A 16,526-nucleotide genomic window follows, 5' to 3' on the forward strand; every position below is an offset into this window, starting at 1 on the left:
CTCAACGCACGGTCAGTATGCGTCCGCGCGCGCTTGCTCCCGCCGCATCTGCCGCGTGGCCGCCAGCTGCTGCAGGTCGGATGCATATTCCTCGATCACCTGCGCCCGAGCGTCGCGCCGATAGGCCGAGATCACGTCCTTGATGTAGTCGGCCTTGCCGCCGTCCGGACCGTCCGACAGGCTGAAATAGAATTCGCTGTCGGCGTGCTGCCCCGTCACCACGGCGTTCAGCTGCTCATAGGCCGGCTCGCCCGCCAGGCGCACGAACTCGCTGTAGATGTCGGGCCGGTTCTTCAGGCTAATGTTCTCGCCGAACGCACTGATCGACCGGTTCGGCATCGTCACCGACACGCCGTTGTTGAGGATCTCCAGATCGATCGCCGAACCGCCGCCGCGCCTGGTATGAACCGGCACGATGGCGTCATAGACCGTGCCAAGGCCCGTCTGATAGGTGCGCGGCTTGCCCCACAGATCGCGCTGCACCGGCAGATCGTCCGAGAAGCCGGGCGTCGTGTTGCGGATCGCGTCGACCACGCTCGCGGTCTCGCGCAGATACGGGTCTTCGCCGCGCCGGACCATGCGCAGAAGCGACGAGCCGGGCAGGGTGGCGCTTGCCCGCTGCTGCAGGAACCGCTCGGCCTGACCCTGCGTCCCGTCCAGCAGGGCGCTCGTGGCCTCGGTCGCCGAACGCAGCATGGTCTTGTCGAAGAACGCCTGACCCAGCGCCATGATGGCGTGCGCGCTGATCTCGTCCCATTCGCCGTTCTGGTCCGAATCCCAGTCGCTGTTCTTGAGCAGCTCGGCCATGTCGGCGATCAGGCCCAGGCCCTGGCCCAGCGGATCGGCGCGCTCGAAGCTGTACCAGCGGTCGCCGAAGCGCACGCTATAGGGTTGGAACACGCTGCCGCCGAACTCGTCAGATCGCAGCATGGCTTCCTTCTGGCCGCGGTTGCCGGGTCCGGCGCCGGTGATCTGCCCGTCCATCGCCATGCCCATCCACACGGACCACAGGGCCGCGCCGACCGCCATCTGCGCCTTGGCGGTCTCCGCCTCGGCCCCGCCCGCCTGGATCGCGTCACGGAAGCGACGAGACAGCGGCGCCAGCGGCGAGTAGCGCATGCCCAGGCTGACCAGATTGGCCGGCGTGCGGATGAACGGCAGCGTCATGCTGCCGATCGGCAGGGGCGTGGGGTTGTTGTCCATCGCGCGGCGAAGATCGCTGAACGCCTGGGCGGCGCCCGGCGTCTGACGCGTGAACGTCAGGTCGTGCATCTCCCGCTCGGCCGCCTCCAGCATGGCGTCGTCCGGCGTCTCCAGCAGGGCGGCGAACCGCGCCCGCGCCGCGTCGCCATCAAGCCCCTCGGCCGCGACGCGGCGGAACGCCTGGGCGTGCAACTCGCCGCGCGCCGCGATGGTCTTGAAGAAGTCGTCGGTCAGGGCGTTCAGGTTGGACGGCGCATCGACGATCATCTGCCCGATGTCGAGGAAGCGACCCAGCACCGAGTCCTCCGACACGCGCCACGCCGCCGCGGACAGCGGCCGGCCGGTCGTCATACCCGCCTCTTCGCGCTCGGCGCGCAGGCTGATGCCCGGAGGCGCGGCTTCGTCCAGCCCCGGCGCCATGCCGCGGAAGATGCCGTCCCGACGCAACGCTTCGCCGGCGTTGGCGCCGATGCGCTCGGCCGCTTCCATCGGGTTCAGGCGGAACACGTCACGGATCGCCTGCTGATAGCCGTGCACCAGCGCGGCGGCCTCGCCGATCTGCGTCGAACCCTCTCCGCCGAACGCGCGCGCCAGGCGCGGCGACACGGCGCGCGACGCGACGTTCAGCAGCAGCATGCCGCCGTTGCCAAGGGCGTTGATGATCGGCGTGCCGACGCCCGACAACAGGCTGTTTGTATAGACCAGCTTCACCAGCTCGCGCGATCGCGCCAGCGCGCCGCCACGCACCAGATCGTTCAGCGCCGCGTCGCCGTTCTCAGCCGCGTCCAGCACCTTGCGCGCCAGTTCCTGCGCGCTGTTCGCGCCGCCCGCGTCCGCCAGGATATCGTCGATCTGGCGCAGGCTGTTCGCCGGCGTGCCCGCGGGAATCTTGAAGGCGTTGAGCGCCCGGCCCGCCTCGGCGCGCGCGCCGAGCAGTTCGTTCTGGATCGCATAGTGCGCGGCGGTCGCGCGGCGGAACGCGTACTGGTTCGCGACGGTCGGGTTCGCCTGCACCTCGCGCGCCAGATCCAGCAGCTTGCCGGCCGAGCTGTTCAGCGCCTGCCGGTAGGCCAACGCCGTCTCGGCGTTCACCGCATCGCCCGGGCGACGCGCGGCCATCGACTGCACCCAATCGACGCCCTGGGCCGCCTCGCGCGTCTGCTCCCAGGAACGCGTCGCACGACGCGCCAGATCGGCGTCCTTGGCGAACCGATCGGCCATGCCGACGATGACGCTCTGCACGTCCTCCGGCGTCTCGATGCGCGCCAGGTTGATGTCGAAGACATTGGCCTGGGAAGCGGTCAGATCGGCGGGCGCCGTTCCGGCTGTCCGGCTCATTGCCGCGTCGATCTTGGTCGTGAACCGCGGCCCCGCCGGATTGCCCAGCTTCGCGCGCACTTCGTCAAGCGCTTCCTGACCCAGCGCAGCGACCTCAGCCTCCGGGATGTCGGGCGGAACCTGATAGCCCTTCGCCGCCGCATCCGCGCGCACGGCCTCGCGCACCTGACGAACCTGACGCAGCGAACGCACGCCGCCGATAATCAGATCGGTCGCAACGCCCAGGGCCGCGCCCTCCAGCGCGTTCTTCAGGCGCCCGACAAGTTCAGGGTCGTCTTCCTTCGCCGCCAGCAGGTCGAACGCAGGCGCGAGCGCGGCCGGCGCATTCTCCGCCAGCAAGTTCGACAGCCGGGCTTCCTGCCCGTCGAAGGCGGTGAAGTCCGCCAGCGCGCCTTGCGCCAGCGCCTTGCCGATCTGACCTGCGCGGCCAGCCGCCTGCCAGCCACGCAGCGCCGATCCGCCGGCCGCCCAGCCGGTGGCGAACTGCGTCACGCCCTCGATCATGCGGCCGGTCACGGTCTCTGGCCGCTCCTCTTCGTTCGTCGGCGCACGGACAGCCGCCGCGCCGAGGCGTTGCAGCCAAGACCGTTGACCGTATTGCGCGCCCTCCTGCTGCGCCTGCGCCTCGTTCTGCGTCGTCAGCCTAAGCCGGAACGGGGTCGTGGCGTCGCCGTCCAGACCTTCCCAGGCGATCGTCCCGGGAACGAAGCGCTCGATGAAGTCGCCGGTTTCGTCGATCAGGTCCATCGCCGCGTTGAAGCCGCGCTTGACGCCCGACAGCGCGGCTTGCCCGCCCTCGACGAACACCCCCCGGGTGATGTCGCCCAGCACGGCGCCGGCCATTTCGTCGGTGACGCCGAACCCCGCCTGCACCGGCTGTGCGACGGCCTCCAGTTCGGCTTGCTCCTGATCCAGCGCCAGGCCTTCCCGCTCCTCCTGCCGACGCGCATAGGCTTCGAACAGAGGGAAGGGAGGCGCCTCGGTCCCGACCGTCCGCGCCCAGGTGTTCGTCGTCGGGTCGATCTCATAGCCCTGCGCCCTCAGGCTTTCGGGCGTGTCCTCCGGCGCCAAGTCTTCGCTGCGCACGACGCGGTAATCCGTGCCGGACCCGCCGCCGCCCAGGATGCTGCGCACATAGTTGCGCGTCTCCGGCGCGTATCGGCTCCAGTTCTTGCCGCGCGCGCGGGCATTGCCCGGGCCGGCGTTGTAGGCCGCCAGCGCCAGTTCCGTGTCGCCGCCGAAATCCTTCACCTGCTGCGCCAGATAGCGAACGCCGCCGTCGACGTTCTGGCGCCAGTCATCGGGGTTCACGCCCAGGTCGCGTGCGGTGCCAGGCATCAATTGCATGACGCCGCGCGCGCCGGCCGGAGAGACGGCGCTCGGGTTGAAGCCGGATTCCTGCTCGATCTGGCGGACGACCAGATCGGGGCTCAGCCCCGCCTGCTGCGCGCGCTGCCGGGCATAGGCTTCGATTTCGGCCCTATCCGCCATTGATGATCTCGTTCCTGCGACGGTTGTACTCGGCCTGAGGCATGGCCCGGCCCTGACGTTGGCGCGTCGCACGCTCGGCTTCCAACGCACGAAGTTCGGCCTGACGCCCCTGCGCCGCGGCCTGCGCGCCCTGCGGACGACCGGCGCCCGAAGCCCCACCGCCGAACACGGTCTGCGCGATGAACCGGCCGAACTCGACCCGCTCCTGGATCGTGCTGTCGGGATTGGCGCTGGCCCAGTTCGCGGCGTGCCGTTCCGCCTCGGCCATCTTCTCGGCGTTCGGCCGTCCGGAGCGCCCCGGGCCGCGCGTCGCGTCACGCACCGGCGCCAGCACATCATCCACGATAGGCTTGATCGTGCGGTTGTTCAGGCTGCGCAGCGTGCTCGCCTGCGTCCCGGTGATCGTGCCGGCGTTCAGCGCGTCGGCGATCTCGCCGTTCGTCAGTCCGCCCGCGAAAGCCTGCGTCGACAGTTCGTTGTAGGCCGCCACGCGCCCCAACGTCACTTCGGTGCGCGCCTCGGTCGCCGCGCGCCGCGCCTGCGCCCGCGCGCTGGCGATCAGCCCGGCCTTGTCCGCGTCGGTCAGCGACGCATCGGCCTGAATCTGGTCCTCGGTCGCCTCGCCCATCAGAATCCGCAGGCGATAGTCGCCGACCAGCTCACGCCGCGCCGCGCGTTCCTCGCGCTCGCGCGCCTCCTCCAGCCGCGTCTCTTCACGGTCCACGGCCGAGAAGTCGCGAACCTGGCTCACAGCGTCGCGATAGATGCGCTGAAGCCGATCCGGCGACAGGTCGCTGAACGCCTCGCCCTGCAGCACCTCCTCGTTCAGGAAGCGCGTCGCCGCGGCAACGCCCGCCAGGCCCTTGCCGCCGGCGGTGTACTGCTCGATCGCCAGCCGCGTGACGTTGGCGCTCGTCACGCCGTCCGCCAGCTTGTCGTCGTCGACGGCCCGCTGCGCCTCCGAATACAGGATCGCGGGATTGGACATCCGCTGGTCCTGCAGCCCTTGGCGCTCGCTCAGCGCTTCGGCGTATTCCGGGCTCTCCAATCCGCCGGGACGGGACGCAAGCGCGATCAGGCGCTCGTCCAGCGTGGCGATACGGACGCCCAGGGCCTGCGACGCCTCGCGCTGATCCGCATCCACGCGTGCGGCGGACACGGCGCCCAGGCCGTCCTGCCCGCGGGTGCGGGCATAGGTCTCGACCGCCACGGCGAACTCAGGCGGCGCGGCCTGGATGAAGCCGGACTGCGCGGCGCCCCACGCGGCCTCATACCCCTGCGGATCAAGCCGGAACTGCTGACGCAGCTCGCGCTCGCGATTGTCGATGTCCGACCGGATGCGCGCGTCATAGGCGGTGACGATGGCCTGCTCGCGCGCGGCGGCGACCTCGCCCAGCACCAGACGCGGCGCCTTGTACTCACGCTCGCCGGCCGCGATCTCGTCGCCGATCTCTGCGCCGCGCGCCTTCGCCCGCATCAGCAGGTTCGGCTTGGCGGCGTCCCACAGGCGATCCGCGACGCGCCCGGCTGCTTCCCACGCCTCGGCGTCGCCGTTGCGGAAGTCGATGCCGGGCGTGATGTTCGTCACGCCCACGTCGCGGCGGGGCTGGATGTTCGATCCGGTCGCCATCAGCCGCCTCCTGCGCCGGCTTTAGCGGCGCCGGAAGCCATGCTCGCCTGAATGTCGCTGTATCCCTGCATGATGCTGCCGGCCGCATTGATGTAGCCCAGCGTGTTCGCCGTGCTCGCGGCGCGCCGCTTGGAATAGGCGCTGGTTCGCAGGGCGTAGGCCTGGTTCATGAAGCCCAGCCGCTCGGCGCCCTCGTCGCGCACGGACTGCTTCCGCAGCTCTCGCTCGATAGCGACGGCGGTCGGGCTGTCGAGATTGCGGTTCTGCTGGGCGAACAGCGCCTGCACGGAGGCGAGACCGGCGCGCAGTTGCTCGCGACGGACCTCGCTCATCTGCTTCCCCTGCAGGTCCACGTCCTTGGCCTGGCGCTCGTTCAGCGCGGCCTCCATGCCCAGTTGCCTCGCCTGCGCGCGACCGGACATGATCGAGGACGTGGCGCTCAGCGCAGTTGCGCCGATGGCGGCGGCGGTACCCATCAGCTCGTGACCTCCATGGTGATCGTGCGGATTTCCAGCGGCCCGCCCACGTCCTGGGTGATGGTGAAAGTCGGGTATTTGGACCGGCCCAGCGGCCGGAATCGACGCACACCCGTCTGCGGCTCGACCGCGCCGCCGATCGTGGCGCCGGACCAGCCGGACGGGTCGCGGCCATTGCCCTTGAATCCGACGCTGCCGATGCAATCGACATCGACGCGGGTGATCTTGTAGTTCGGCCGCAGGCCGCGCTCCCCGTCGACCGGCGGCATCGTCTCGACCGTCACCGGGAAATCGAGCCCGACCTGAACTGCGGAAAAGCTGTCGTCCACGCCGACCAGCAGGCCGTCGTCGTCCACTGCGAACTCGCCCAGCTTGGAAGCCCCGTCCCAGACGCCCACGGTATGACCGGCATACTCCGGCACGGCGGTGTCCAGCGAAGGCAGCGAAATCATCCCGTCCGCCCAGCAGGTCGGCGAGAACCGCTCCAGGCGATAGGCGGTCTCGCCGTCGATCTCCCGCTCCGACACAGCGAACAGGTCGCCGCTGACGGCGACGAGACTGCGCCAGGCCCCCGTCGTGGACCACAGGCCCCAGGCGCTGAAGGTCGCGGCGCGGCGATAGGTGAGGGCGGCGATCTTCCCGTCCGACCGCAACAGCGTCACGATCCGGTCACTCTCCGTCCCGGCCGCCAGAAGCTCGCTCTCGGCCGGCGTGCCCATCAGGTGGTAGGCCAGTTCGGACAGATCAGCGACATCCCACGACCGGCGCACGTTGCCGGTCGGAAGGCAGATCATCAGCCGTCCGGAATCCCGCTCGACGAACATCATGCCCTCGCTCACCAGCAGCGGCTGCGGCGTGCTGGCGGACTCGGGGCCGATCTTCAGGATCTCGTAATTGGTCGGCGACAGCGGCGCCGCGACCTGCTCCGGCACGTAATAGACGCCACCCTCGGTGAACAGCAGCAGCTGCTCGGTCGATCCGAAGTGGCGCAGGCCAAGGCTGCTCTCGCGCCCGACCCGCTCCAGAATGGCGTCCGTCTCCAGACCGGAGCCGGTGCTGAAGTCGGTGATGTCGCCTGTCGCGCTCGCCGCCATCGCGCTTTGCGCCTGGGGGAAGCCGCCGATCAGCAGCCGATTGCGGTGCAGGGCGCACGCCGAAGGCCAGCCGCGCGCGGTCGAGATCATCGCCTCGTCCCAATCCGTCGTCGGGGCAGGCGTCGAATAGGCGACGACCGCGCTGATGTCGGACTTCGCGGTCGGGCCGATCAGGGCCTCGGTCGCGTCGGGATAGGTGTAGCCGTCGATCAGCTGCACCCGAACCGTCGTGCCGCTGGGCACCGCCGACACGACGCCGCGGATTTGGCTGTCCTCGCCCTGGACCTCTTGACCGACGACGAAGCCGGCGGACGAGGCGACCGTGACTGTGACCGTGGGGTACAGCGATCCGATCACCGTGCCTGTGGCCGTCACCGCATCGGTCACGGCCGTGATCTCGACCTCGATGCCGGTATAGCGCACCCGCACCCCGACGTGATCGGCCGTGAAGAACGCGGCGCTGGTCCCCAGGGTGATCGACCCGCTGTAGCCGCTCGGCGACAGGGTGACGCCACGCTCCGCGAACCGCCAGTAGGGCTGCAGCTTCGATCCGTTCAGGCCATCGGCGAAGGTCAGCGCGCCCAGCGACCACGTGCCGGCGCTCAGGGTCAGCAGCTGCGGCTGGAAGGCGTTGCTGCAGACGACGATCTTTCCGTCTTCAATCGCCACCTGCATGATGAACAGATCATCGTCCGCCCACGGCGCGCCCGTGACCGACTGGACGAACGTGCCGTCCAGTTCGCGCACCTCCATGCGTCCGGCCGAAAAGACCAGCAGTCGCTCGTCCCCCTCGCCGACGCCATAGGTTTCCAGCCGCGACAGGCCCGGCAGGTCCGTCACATGGGCCGTGCCCCAGCGCCGACGAAACCCGCCGCCGGCCAGCAGCAGGGCGTTCCGGAACCGCAGCGCGCCTTCGTTGCGCACCTGCAGGTCGGTCCGCAGCGTGAACTCTTCCGCCAGTTCCCCGGCGGCCAGGCTTGTGATGAACGGGAAGGAGCGGGCCATCAGCCGGGCGCCCGGCTCCGACGATAGCCGCGGCCGGTCCACGCCTCCGCCAGCGGCACAAACTCGGCCTCAAGGCCCGGTTCCTGGCGCTTGTCCCGGATGATGGCGTCGCGCAGAAGGGCTTCCGCGTCCCGCTTCAGCAGGCGCGCATCCTGCGGCTTGTCGCACAGCGCCTCCAGGAACAGCGCCTGCATCCGCACGACCACGGCCTCGCTGACATCGCCCGGCCAATCGGACTCTTCGGCGCGAACCGTCGCCAGGATCTGAACCGTCTCGTTCTCGAACCGGCAACGGGTCAGCAGTCGCCCGTCCTGCACGGCGTAGTCGCCGGCGCGGAGACGACGCCCCTCGACGTACACGGCGCTGATGTTCTGGACTTCCGAATCCCAGACCCAGGCATGACGCCACGGCCCAAGCTCGACCTCTTCCTGATAGGTCAGGTCCAGCGTCTTGCGGGCGAAGGTCCAGGCGTGCCGGGCGAAGACCGATCGAACAATGCCCTCATAGTTCGACGCGGCGACGCGCGCGGCGCTGCTGTCCTCGTCCAGCGTGGAGATTTCCTCCTCGCCGATGCGGTGCAACGCCGCTTGAACGACCTCGATCGGGGTGGCGTAGGCGGGCATGACGCCAGATTGCGGGAGGGCTGGCCGCGCTCAACGCACGGCAAAAAAGACCCCGCCGAAGCGGGGCCTAGGTCACAGCACGGAGGAGGAGAGTTAGTCGGCCTTGGGCTTGGAGCCGCCGGGCTTGCCGTCCTGGTCGCCGTCGAACTTCGCCAGCGCGGCCTCGGCGGCTTCGGCTCTGGCCTTCAGCGCGGCGTTCTCATCGTCGCGCAGCTTGGCCAGTTCGTCGGCTTCCGCCAGCTTGGCCTCCAGCTCGGCGACGCGCGGATCGGCCTCGACCGGAGCCGGTTCAAGCTTGGCTCGAGCCGCTTCCTCGCGCGCCCGGATCGCCGCCTTGGCGTCCTTGTCGCGAGGAAGCCAGGCCCGACCCGGAACGGCGTCGGATTCGAACTCGCATCCGGCCCCGATCACGGCGCCATTCACGAAAACGGGTTCGGATGCTGCGTACTTCGGCATCAGATCAGCTCGCGGCGCTCAGCGGGTTGCGCTGCGAAGCCGCGACGATGCCGGCGGTGATCTTGCCCGCCGTGGCGCTCGAGCCGGCGACGGTATAGTTCAGGCGCAGGTAGCGTTCGCGGGTCTTCAGCGGGATCTCGCCGATGTTGAAGACGTAGCCCGCCGTCAGGTCCGCGGCCGGGATCGCCTGGGTGGCGATCACCGTGGTGGCCGAGGAGAAGGCGTCGTTGTCGTCGGTCTGCACCGACACGGTCAGGCTGGTCAGGGTCGCGAAGGACTCGACGACCTGGATGTGCAGCGGAATGCCGAACACCCCTTGGTCGCGCGCCACAGCGGCCGAGGCGCCGTAGGGAATACCGGCCGCCAGCAGGTCGATGGTGTTCGTCGAGGCGGCCGTCGAGGTGACGGCCTGGGCGTTCGAGAACCGGGTTTGAGCGTCGAAGATCATCTGTGCGGCTCCTTACGAGACGGCGGCTTCGGTGTTCAGGAGGGCGTCGGTTTCCCGGATGGGGATGCCGCGCCAGGTCAGGACTTCCTGACCCTCGACCTCCATCGGACGCAGACGGACGAAGTTGTCCGAGGCGCCCTTGTTGGTGGCGATCACGTCCAGAGCTTCCAGGACGTTGCGGTTGCAGTACATGACCGTCCGCGGGGCGGGCTTGCCGCCCATGATCTGGTTGCCCGGACGCGCGACCTTCCGCCCCTGCAGGCGATAGTACGCCTTCGTCAGCTGGCGGTAGATGTCGACGTTGCCGGCGGCCAGATCGGACACGTCGATGTTGCAGACGCGGGCGTTGTAGCGCCAGTCGCCGACCGACACGCCGGTGTGCAGGCGGAACAGCTCTTCCTTGACGTAGTACGGATTGCCGCTGGCGTCCGTGATCCGCTGCGAGCCCTTGTCCTCGCGGACGATGCCGCCAGGGGTGCCCTTCGGGTGGATCAGGCTGGTGAACGACTCGCCCCAGGTCACGAACCACACGGAAGTGTTGTCCGAGCCCGAGCCGCCGGCCGAAACCACGTTCGGGTTGGCGGTGCTGTTGTAGCGCGCCGACAGGCCCTTGAACTTCTCGGGCGCGGTGGCGGTGTCATGGTAGAAGACGCCGCTCTCCCACTCCTGCGACATGGCTTCCAGGAAGCCCGACGCTTCGGCGAGACGGACCTGACCGGCCTTCTCGGGCTCGATCTGCAGCAGGCGCTCGTCGATGGACGACAGGGCCTCGACGAAGCCGGTCGTGTCCTTGACGACCTGCGTGTGGCCCTTCGACTGCGGGATGCCCTGATAGAGGGCGCCCCACGCGACCGAAGGCAGGCCGGTGCGGATCGAGTGTTCGTGATAGGTGCCGCGGTTCGCTTCGCCGATGAAGGCGTCCTGCGCGATCGCAGCGGTTTGGGACAGGATCTCCAGCACGGCGCCCGGTTCGGTGCCGCGGTGAACATCCAGCAGGTTCAGGAAGGTATTGCCGAGAACAGCCATGTGTCGTGACGCCCCTTAGTTGACCGACGACGGGTAGAGAATGGAGGCGTGGTCGGGATCGACCTTGCCGGCGAGCGGGGCGGCGGTGATCGCCGGTCCCTGAAGTTTCGAAACGAGCGCTTCCAGCGCCAGGAAGGCGGAGGCGTTGGTCATCACCGACCGGATCGCCTCGGCGTGTTCCGCGCCCAGAGCGCCCACCAACTGACCGTGCACGGCGGCCGTGCGGGTCTTCACCGCATCCTCCGTCGCGCCCAGCTTCTTGATCTCGGCCGCGCGCCGTTCGGACTGCTCGGCCGCGACCGCCTTGGCGCCCTCGATCTCGGACTGCACGAAGGCCTGCATCAGGTCGGAAACAGCCGCCTGCGGCAGCTTGTGCTTGACGAACACGCCCAGCGCGGCCTGGGCCAGCGGGTCGGAGGTGTCCAGGGCCACCGGCTTGCCGTCCTCACCCAGCACGGGTTCGGTCGGCTCCAGCCTGTAGTCCTCGGCCTTCTCCGGCACGCCCTCGGCCCGGGCCGCTTCGGCGGCTTCCAGCTCCGCCAAACGGGCGTAGGCTTCCGGCTTGACGCCGTTCGCTTCGTCCCAATAGGCGTCCGGCAGGCCCTCGGGCCGCGACGGCGCGGCGGGAGCAGCGGGCGCGGATGCGGCTTCAGGGGCGGGGGCGGCGATCAGGCTCGCGTCCGGCGTGACGGGCACGGCGGTCTGCGGCGCTTCGGTCGCGGCGGGTTCAGAATTGGCGGCGGGTTCCGTCATGACGCCGACCGTGCGGCGCGGGCGTCATCGTCTCAACGCACAGGGAAATGAAAGCCGACTAGGACTCCGCCCAGTCCACCAGCCTGTCGATGAACTGGCGGCGGCCCTCGGCCTCGCGCAGCATGGCGTCCGTAGCGCCGGGTTGCGGCGCGCGCGCCTGCTCCTTCAGCCAGGCCAGGAATAGCTGTCCATCACGACCGATGCACAGGCGCTGAACGACGCGCTCCGGCATGTCTTCGTCGCCGGCCTCGACGACGCCGTTGTGTGGGCGAAGATCAGCCCATTTCCGCGCCGCCATCCATGCCTCCCTGGGCTGCGGCCTCGGCCGCCATCTCCATCGCGATCTGCTCGTCCGGCTTCATGCGGATGTGCCGCTCCTTCGCCGTGTCGATCAGCGCTTCCATCGTGGCCTTTGGGTCGATCGGCACGCCGACCTGCAGGGCCTCGCCGATGCCGCGCGCCATGCTCAGCACCTGCCCGGTGATGCTGATGTCCTCCAGATCCTTCGCCTTGGACAAGGGGCTGATCGGCCGCACGCTGACGACGGTTCCGCCCTTCAGCTTCAGTTCCGGCAGGGCGGCGCGCTGCTGCAGGATCCAGGCCACGCGCTCGATGATCGGCAGCACCCATTCACGGACGCAGCGATCACGCGGCAGTTCCTTGCGGCGCGTGTTCCACGCCTTCTCGTCCATCCACTGACCCAGAGTCGGCGGCGTATCGCCCGGCTGCTCGGGCCGGTCCTGATAGCACGACCGCTTGATGCCCTTGCGCATCTCGTCCGCGGCGAAGAACGACGCGTCGAACCGAACGTCCGGCAGGAAGGCCTCGGGCGCCTTGCTGTTCGGCGCGCGCGCGAAGCCCTTGCCGGGCTCCATGCCGCCGTCGAAGTTCGCCAGACCGTCCTCCTCATAGGAGAACGGCGGATCGATCGACCGGCCCAGCCCCTTCAGGTTCAGATAGCCCAGCTCGTCCAGCACGCGAGCGCGCGGCGTCGCCTTCTTGAACGGGCCCGGCCCCCAGGCGGAATCGGCCTGCTGGCGGAACCGGCAGGCGATGATCGGCGCGGAACCGGCGCCGTCGAAGGTCAGCTTGAGCCGTTCCTTGTTGCCGACGATGATGCGATAGTTCCAGCGCTCCGTTCCCGGCATCGACCAATCGCGGTCGCACCCTTCGTACACGACCTCCTTGCGCTTGCCCGATCCGCCGTTCGGCATCGGGAACTGCGCCGGGAAGTTCGCGCCCCAGAGGAAGTGCTGTTCGATCGCCGTCAGCGACAGCTCGCGCCACTTGCCGGTCACGCTGCCGTCAGGGCCGCGCTCCATCAGCAGGTCGGGAATCTCGATCGGCTGGAAATGCAGCGGGTTCAGCGGCCCCATGTCGGACACGGCGACGGCCATCGCCGACACGCCCCAGAAGGCGAAACACTCCTGGGCGGCGTCGTAATAGTTCGACCGCTCGATCTCCGCGAAGATCGCATCCTCATACGCCTTCAGCAGCGGGCCGATCTCGCGGCGCTGACCCTCGGTCAGCGTCTGGACCGGCTCGAACCGAACCCAGCGCTCATGCTGCGGCGTGAAGGTCGAGATCATGTCCGAGGCGAAATCCTCGGCCACGATCTCCAGCTCGTTGTCGAACTGATCGTCCTGCTCTTCGGCGCGCTGCTCAGGGTCCAGCGTCTCGCTGACACGCCGATAGGTCGGGAGCGCCAGGCGCAGGGTCTCGTTGATCCACCACTCGTGACGGGTCCGGTCTTCCTTCGCCGCCTGGATCCGGCGGATGATGTCGCCGCCGGCCATCAGTAGAGAACCGCCAGGTCCCGCCCAGCGTTACCCGAGCCGCCGAAGCTGCCGCCGGACGACACGCTTCCGCCGCTGGTCGGCATCCCTCCGCCGCTGCTGCCGCCGGTCGAGGGCGGGCGATAGATCGGCACCGAGCCGCCACTGCCGCTGCTGACACGGCCGAACCGGCGCAGACGGCGCACGGTGGCGCCGGTCAGCAGCGCCTGGGTTTCTTCCGTGCGCGCCGCCTCGACGCGCGCCTCTTCCCGCTGACGCGCGGCGGTGACGGCCGGATCTTCCTTCGGCAGGGTGACTTTGGGGGTCCTCATGCGGCCTCGCTCTCGAACGCTGGACGTGCGCCGTGAGCGATCAGATCGGCGTAAAGCGCCTGGGGCCTCAACGCACGGGTCCGCAGCGCCAGCAGATGGGCGACCGCGATGGTGCACCAAAAGCCGAACCGCCACGCCGGCGGGTCGGCTTTTTCCGGCAGGTAGTGCAGGACCGTCCTGTGCGCGGGCAGGGCGGCGTACCAGCGATCGAACGCGACCGGCGACAGCGCGTGCACGAAGGTGCGCTTGAGCGTCACGTCATAGACCAGCCAAACGCATTCCTCGGCCGCGAAGCCGAACGCGCAGACATGACGGAACCCGGGCCGGCACAGCCGCCACCACCATTTCGGCCGGTCGCCGTCGAAGAAGGCGACATACCATCCGGCAGGGCATCCCGGCGTCGGCTGGTCTCCAGTCACGCGCGCCTCCGGAACAGGCTATGCCGCGGCCCGCGGTCGAACACCCGCGCCTTGACCTTCGTCTCGACCGGCTTGCGATCCTGGACGCCGCCGAACAGCAGTTCCGCCCCTTCGCCCATGCCAAGGCAGGCGTAGCCCAGCGCCTCGCACGGGTGGCTGTAGGCGTTCTTGACGATGTCGCTCGAGGTGAACTTGCCGGCCGAGGTGTTCGTGACCTTGAACTGATACCCGCCGCCCAGCCCCTGCACGATCATCCGGCAGTCGTTGCCGACCAGGAACGCCTGATAGCCGTCGACCTGGCGCTGCAGCAGGTTGTCGATCACCTCCTTGCGCCCGCCCTTGCCCAGGAAGCGGTTGGCGCCCGGCGCGCGCATCACCGGCATGCCGTTCTGGCGGAAGATGTCGAAGGCCGTCTTCTCCTCGGCCTGCCCTCGAATGTCGCCGCCGGGGTCGCCAAAGAACTTGACGCGGCTGGGGTCCAGCCCCGGGAAGCGGCGGATGATCTCGGCCTTGACGAAGGGCGCGAACGTCACCGCGCCCACGTCCTCGGCGTACAGCTCCGCGATCACGAACACCCGGCCGCGCACCGTCTGGCAGAAGACGGCCGCAGGGGTGAGGCCGAAATCTAGCCCGCAATACAGATCCAGCTCGGTGCGGAAGGGAATCGGCCCCGAGGCGACGTGGCTGTTGCGCTCGTTCTCGCTGCGGAACAGCGGGTGCACCGCCTTGCCGCGCATGATCGACGCGGCGATGTTGCGACAGTTGGCGTCGATCCACTGGCGCGTCACGCCGTGGATCTTCTTCGGGTAGTAGTCCTTCGGCAACCAGCGCAGGTTCTCGGCCTTCGGGTTGACGCAGTACTCGACCTCTTCGCCGGGGTTCAGCGGCGCCAGGCGCGGATCGCCCGACAGCTTCATGTCCTCGTCCAGGACCAGCAGGGCGGGGGGCTGAACGAACAGATTCCAGCCCGGCGGGCGCTTGTGCCGGCGTACGTCGTCCGGCGTGAAGTAGTCCGGCATCGGGGCCTTGCCGAACATGATCGGCGCCCAGTGCAGGCTCTCCGGCGCGTTCATGTCGGCGATGCCGCCGGACCAGGTGCAGCCGCCGTCCTTGACCTTCGGATAGCGACCGCAGCGGGACAGGCCCTCCGTCACCATCAACAGGCTGATGTACTGCGTCTCGTTGAAGTAGATGCCGGTCAACTGCAGCGACCGTAGCTTCTTCACGTCCTCGTCCTTGTCCAGGGCCAGGAAGATGAAGTCCGCCTCGATGTCGCCGTGGCGCATGTAATAGGTGAACGGCGGCGACCAGCTCATCTCGCCGAACCCGCCCTCGGCTTCGTTGCCCTCCGGGAACAGGCCGGTGAAGCTCGGGATCGTCGTCGTCTTCAGTTCCGGGAAGGTCTGCCGGACGATGGCGAAGCGGCTGCGGCGCTTGCCGTCACGCTGGCGCGGCTGCTGGCTGGCGTGCCGGAACAGGCGCATGATCGCGCAGTCCGTCTTGCCGGAACCGATCGGACCCTGGATCAGGTCGAAATCGGCGTCCGACATCAGGAAGGCGGAGAGGATTTGGCCGTCAGGCTCGAACCTGATCGGCTCCTTGGGGGCGGTGGATGCCTTGCGGGCCATGCCGCGAAGGTGATCGCGGGGCGGTTTCGCTCAACGCACGGCGGCTAATGCGCCCTTCAGCCTATGCGGATGAAGATGTCCCCGTAGTCGAAGGCTTCTGTGCGCGGAGCCTTGGACGGGAAGTCGGACCTGAACTGGTCCAGGGTCAGCCATTCGGACCAGACGAAGCCCGGTTCCTCGGCGAAGGTGATGTTGATGGAGAGCGGCCCGAACCGCTTCAATAGGTCGAGGCAGGCGAAGGTGTTCGCCACCTGATCGGCATCCAGATGGTATTCCAGGCTGAACAGTGGGATTCTGTGGCTCAGCCCCTTCAGCACCTCAAGCTCGAAGCCCTCGACGTCGATCTTGCAGAACGTCGGCAGGCCGTGCGCCTTGATCTCCGCGTCCAGCGTCGTCACCGGCACGTCGATCGATCCGGCCCGCCCTTCCGCGAACCATTCAGGGTTCAGCGACGCCATGCCGCTGTTGTCGTTCAGAAACAGCGACGCCCGGCCCGGTTCAGATCCAACGGCGGCCGGAACCAGCGTGATCCCTGCCGGCCCGCACCGAGCAATCATTTCCCGACGACAGGCCGGTTGCGGTTCGAACGCCACGACCTGTGCGCCGATCTTGCGGAACACCTCCGTCTTCGCGCCGATATTGGCGCCGACATCGAACACCAGATCGCCGGGCTTGATGAACTCGGCGTAGAACGCAACCTCAGCCAGAAACCGGGCGTGGGCGGCGGGTGTCATCCGTCGTCTGAACCGCCGCGCCGCACCGTACAGGCCGGTGTCGATGAAGGTGTCCTTGAGCACGCGGGGCATCGGCATGAACGAATTCTGCCTCA

15 protein-coding genes are annotated in these 16,526 nt (G+C 68.6%); all 15 read right to left on the reverse strand.

Features of this window, described 5'->3' with window-relative positions; translation table 11 throughout:
- Positions 1 to 12: 12 nt before the first annotated feature.
- The 15 genes from ACE3PU_RS04435 to ACE3PU_RS04505 all read right to left on the reverse strand — a co-directional run bounded on the left by ACE3PU_RS04435 (position 13) and on the right by ACE3PU_RS04505 (position 16,509).
- Positions 13 to 4,032 carry a transglycosylase SLT domain-containing protein gene (locus tag ACE3PU_RS04435; RefSeq protein WP_374387068.1) on the reverse strand — a complete coding sequence of 1,340 codons (4,020 nt, stop codon included), beginning with the start codon at positions 4,030 to 4,032 and terminating at the stop codon, positions 13 to 15.
- On the reverse strand, positions 4,022 to 5,662 hold the full coding sequence (locus tag ACE3PU_RS04440; RefSeq protein WP_374387070.1) for a hypothetical protein: 1,641 nt from the start codon (positions 5,660 to 5,662) through the stop codon (positions 4,022 to 4,024). Before ACE3PU_RS04440 ends, ACE3PU_RS04435 begins: the two co-directional genes overlap by 11 nt.
- Complete coding sequence (locus ACE3PU_RS04445) at positions 5,662 to 6,138, reverse strand: hypothetical protein (protein WP_374387072.1); 477 nt, start codon at positions 6,136 to 6,138, stop codon at positions 5,662 to 5,664. The genes ACE3PU_RS04440 and ACE3PU_RS04445 overlap by 1 nt, the downstream gene beginning before the upstream one ends.
- Positions 6,138 to 8,237 (reverse strand): hypothetical protein, encoded by a 2,100-nt coding sequence (locus ACE3PU_RS04450; protein ID WP_374387074.1) that lies wholly within the window; start codon positions 8,235 to 8,237, stop codon positions 6,138 to 6,140. Before ACE3PU_RS04450 ends, ACE3PU_RS04445 begins: the two co-directional genes overlap by 1 nt.
- A complete protein-coding gene (locus ACE3PU_RS04455) occupies positions 8,237 to 8,860 on the reverse strand; it encodes a hypothetical protein (RefSeq protein WP_374387076.1) in 624 nt (207 codons plus the stop codon). The genes ACE3PU_RS04450 and ACE3PU_RS04455 overlap by 1 nt, the downstream gene beginning before the upstream one ends.
- A 93-nt stretch (positions 8,861 to 8,953) precedes the next feature.
- Positions 8,954 to 9,283 carry a hypothetical protein gene (locus ACE3PU_RS04460; protein ID WP_374387078.1) on the reverse strand — a complete coding sequence of 110 codons (330 nt, stop codon included), beginning with the start codon at positions 9,281 to 9,283 and terminating at the stop codon, positions 8,954 to 8,956.
- 37 nt (positions 9,284 to 9,320) lie between these two features.
- Positions 9,321 to 9,764: a Bbp16 family capsid cement protein gene (locus ACE3PU_RS04465; RefSeq protein WP_374387080.1), complete on the reverse strand. Its 444-nt coding sequence runs from the start codon at positions 9,762 to 9,764 to the stop codon at positions 9,321 to 9,323.
- A gap of 12 nt (positions 9,765 to 9,776) precedes the next feature.
- Entirely contained in the window at positions 9,777 to 10,790 is a 1,014-nt protein-coding gene (locus ACE3PU_RS04470; protein WP_374387082.1) for a major capsid protein, read from the reverse strand.
- Between the two features lie 15 nt (positions 10,791 to 10,805).
- Complete coding sequence (locus tag ACE3PU_RS04475) at positions 10,806 to 11,543, reverse strand: hypothetical protein (RefSeq protein WP_374387084.1); 738 nt, start codon at positions 11,541 to 11,543, stop codon at positions 10,806 to 10,808.
- 58 nt (positions 11,544 to 11,601) lie between these two features.
- Positions 11,602 to 11,841 carry a hypothetical protein gene (locus ACE3PU_RS04480; protein WP_374387086.1) on the reverse strand — a complete coding sequence of 80 codons (240 nt, stop codon included), beginning with the start codon at positions 11,839 to 11,841 and terminating at the stop codon, positions 11,602 to 11,604.
- Positions 11,819 to 13,339 (reverse strand): portal protein, encoded by a 1,521-nt coding sequence (locus ACE3PU_RS04485; protein ID WP_374387088.1) that lies wholly within the window; start codon positions 13,337 to 13,339, stop codon positions 11,819 to 11,821. Before ACE3PU_RS04485 ends, ACE3PU_RS04480 begins: the two co-directional genes overlap by 23 nt.
- Entirely contained in the window at positions 13,339 to 13,650 is a 312-nt protein-coding gene (locus ACE3PU_RS04490; RefSeq protein WP_374387090.1) for a hypothetical protein, read from the reverse strand. Before ACE3PU_RS04490 ends, ACE3PU_RS04485 begins: the two co-directional genes overlap by 1 nt.
- A complete protein-coding gene (locus ACE3PU_RS04495) occupies positions 13,647 to 14,069 on the reverse strand; it encodes a hypothetical protein (RefSeq protein ID WP_374387093.1) in 423 nt (140 codons plus the stop codon). Before ACE3PU_RS04495 ends, ACE3PU_RS04490 begins: the two co-directional genes overlap by 4 nt.
- Positions 14,066 to 15,697 (reverse strand): hypothetical protein, encoded by a 1,632-nt coding sequence (locus ACE3PU_RS04500; RefSeq protein ID WP_374387095.1) that lies wholly within the window; start codon positions 15,695 to 15,697, stop codon positions 14,066 to 14,068. The genes ACE3PU_RS04495 and ACE3PU_RS04500 overlap by 4 nt, the downstream gene beginning before the upstream one ends.
- 56 nt (positions 15,698 to 15,753) lie before the next feature.
- Complete coding sequence (locus tag ACE3PU_RS04505) at positions 15,754 to 16,509, reverse strand: FkbM family methyltransferase (protein WP_374387097.1); 756 nt, start codon at positions 16,507 to 16,509, stop codon at positions 15,754 to 15,756.
- Positions 16,510 to 16,526: the final 17 nt, after the last annotated feature.

Origin of the sequence: Brevundimonas sp. (assembly GCF_041911375.1) — a bacterium.
Lineage (GTDB): Bacteria > Pseudomonadota > Alphaproteobacteria > Caulobacterales > Caulobacteraceae > Brevundimonas.

Excerpts from the sequence above, each read along its gene's own strand:
- ACE3PU_RS04435 (WP_374387068.1), bottom strand. The coding sequence starts at position 4,032 with ATGGCGGATAGGGCCGAAATCGAAGCCTATGCCCGGCAGCGCGCGCAG.
- ACE3PU_RS04440 (WP_374387070.1), bottom strand. The coding sequence starts at position 5,662 with ATGGCGACCGGATCGAACATCCAGCCCCGCCGCGACGTGGGCGTGACG.
- ACE3PU_RS04445 (WP_374387072.1), bottom strand. The coding sequence starts at position 6,138 with ATGGGTACCGCCGCCGCCATCGGCGCAACTGCGCTGAGCGCCACGTCC.
- ACE3PU_RS04450 (WP_374387074.1), bottom strand. The coding sequence starts at position 8,237 with ATGGCCCGCTCCTTCCCGTTCATCACAAGCCTGGCCGCCGGGGAACTG.
- ACE3PU_RS04455 (WP_374387076.1), bottom strand. The coding sequence starts at position 8,860 with ATGCCCGCCTACGCCACCCCGATCGAGGTCGTTCAAGCGGCGTTGCAC.
- ACE3PU_RS04465 (WP_374387080.1), bottom strand. The coding sequence starts at position 9,764 with ATGATCTTCGACGCTCAAACCCGGTTCTCGAACGCCCAGGCCGTCACC.
- ACE3PU_RS04470 (WP_374387082.1), bottom strand. The coding sequence starts at position 10,790 with ATGGCTGTTCTCGGCAATACCTTCCTGAACCTGCTGGATGTTCACCGC.
- ACE3PU_RS04475 (WP_374387084.1), bottom strand. The coding sequence starts at position 11,543 with ATGACGGAACCCGCCGCCAATTCTGAACCCGCCGCGACCGAAGCGCCG.
- ACE3PU_RS04480 (WP_374387086.1), bottom strand. The coding sequence starts at position 11,841 with ATGGCGGCGCGGAAATGGGCTGATCTTCGCCCACACAACGGCGTCGTC.
- ACE3PU_RS04485 (WP_374387088.1), bottom strand. The coding sequence starts at position 13,339 with ATGGCCGGCGGCGACATCATCCGCCGGATCCAGGCGGCGAAGGAAGAC.
- ACE3PU_RS04490 (WP_374387090.1), bottom strand. The coding sequence starts at position 13,650 with ATGAGGACCCCCAAAGTCACCCTGCCGAAGGAAGATCCGGCCGTCACC.
- ACE3PU_RS04500 (WP_374387095.1), bottom strand. The coding sequence starts at position 15,697 with ATGGCCCGCAAGGCATCCACCGCCCCCAAGGAGCCGATCAGGTTCGAG.
- ACE3PU_RS04505 (WP_374387097.1), bottom strand. The coding sequence starts at position 16,509 with ATGCCGATGCCCCGCGTGCTCAAGGACACCTTCATCGACACCGGCCTG.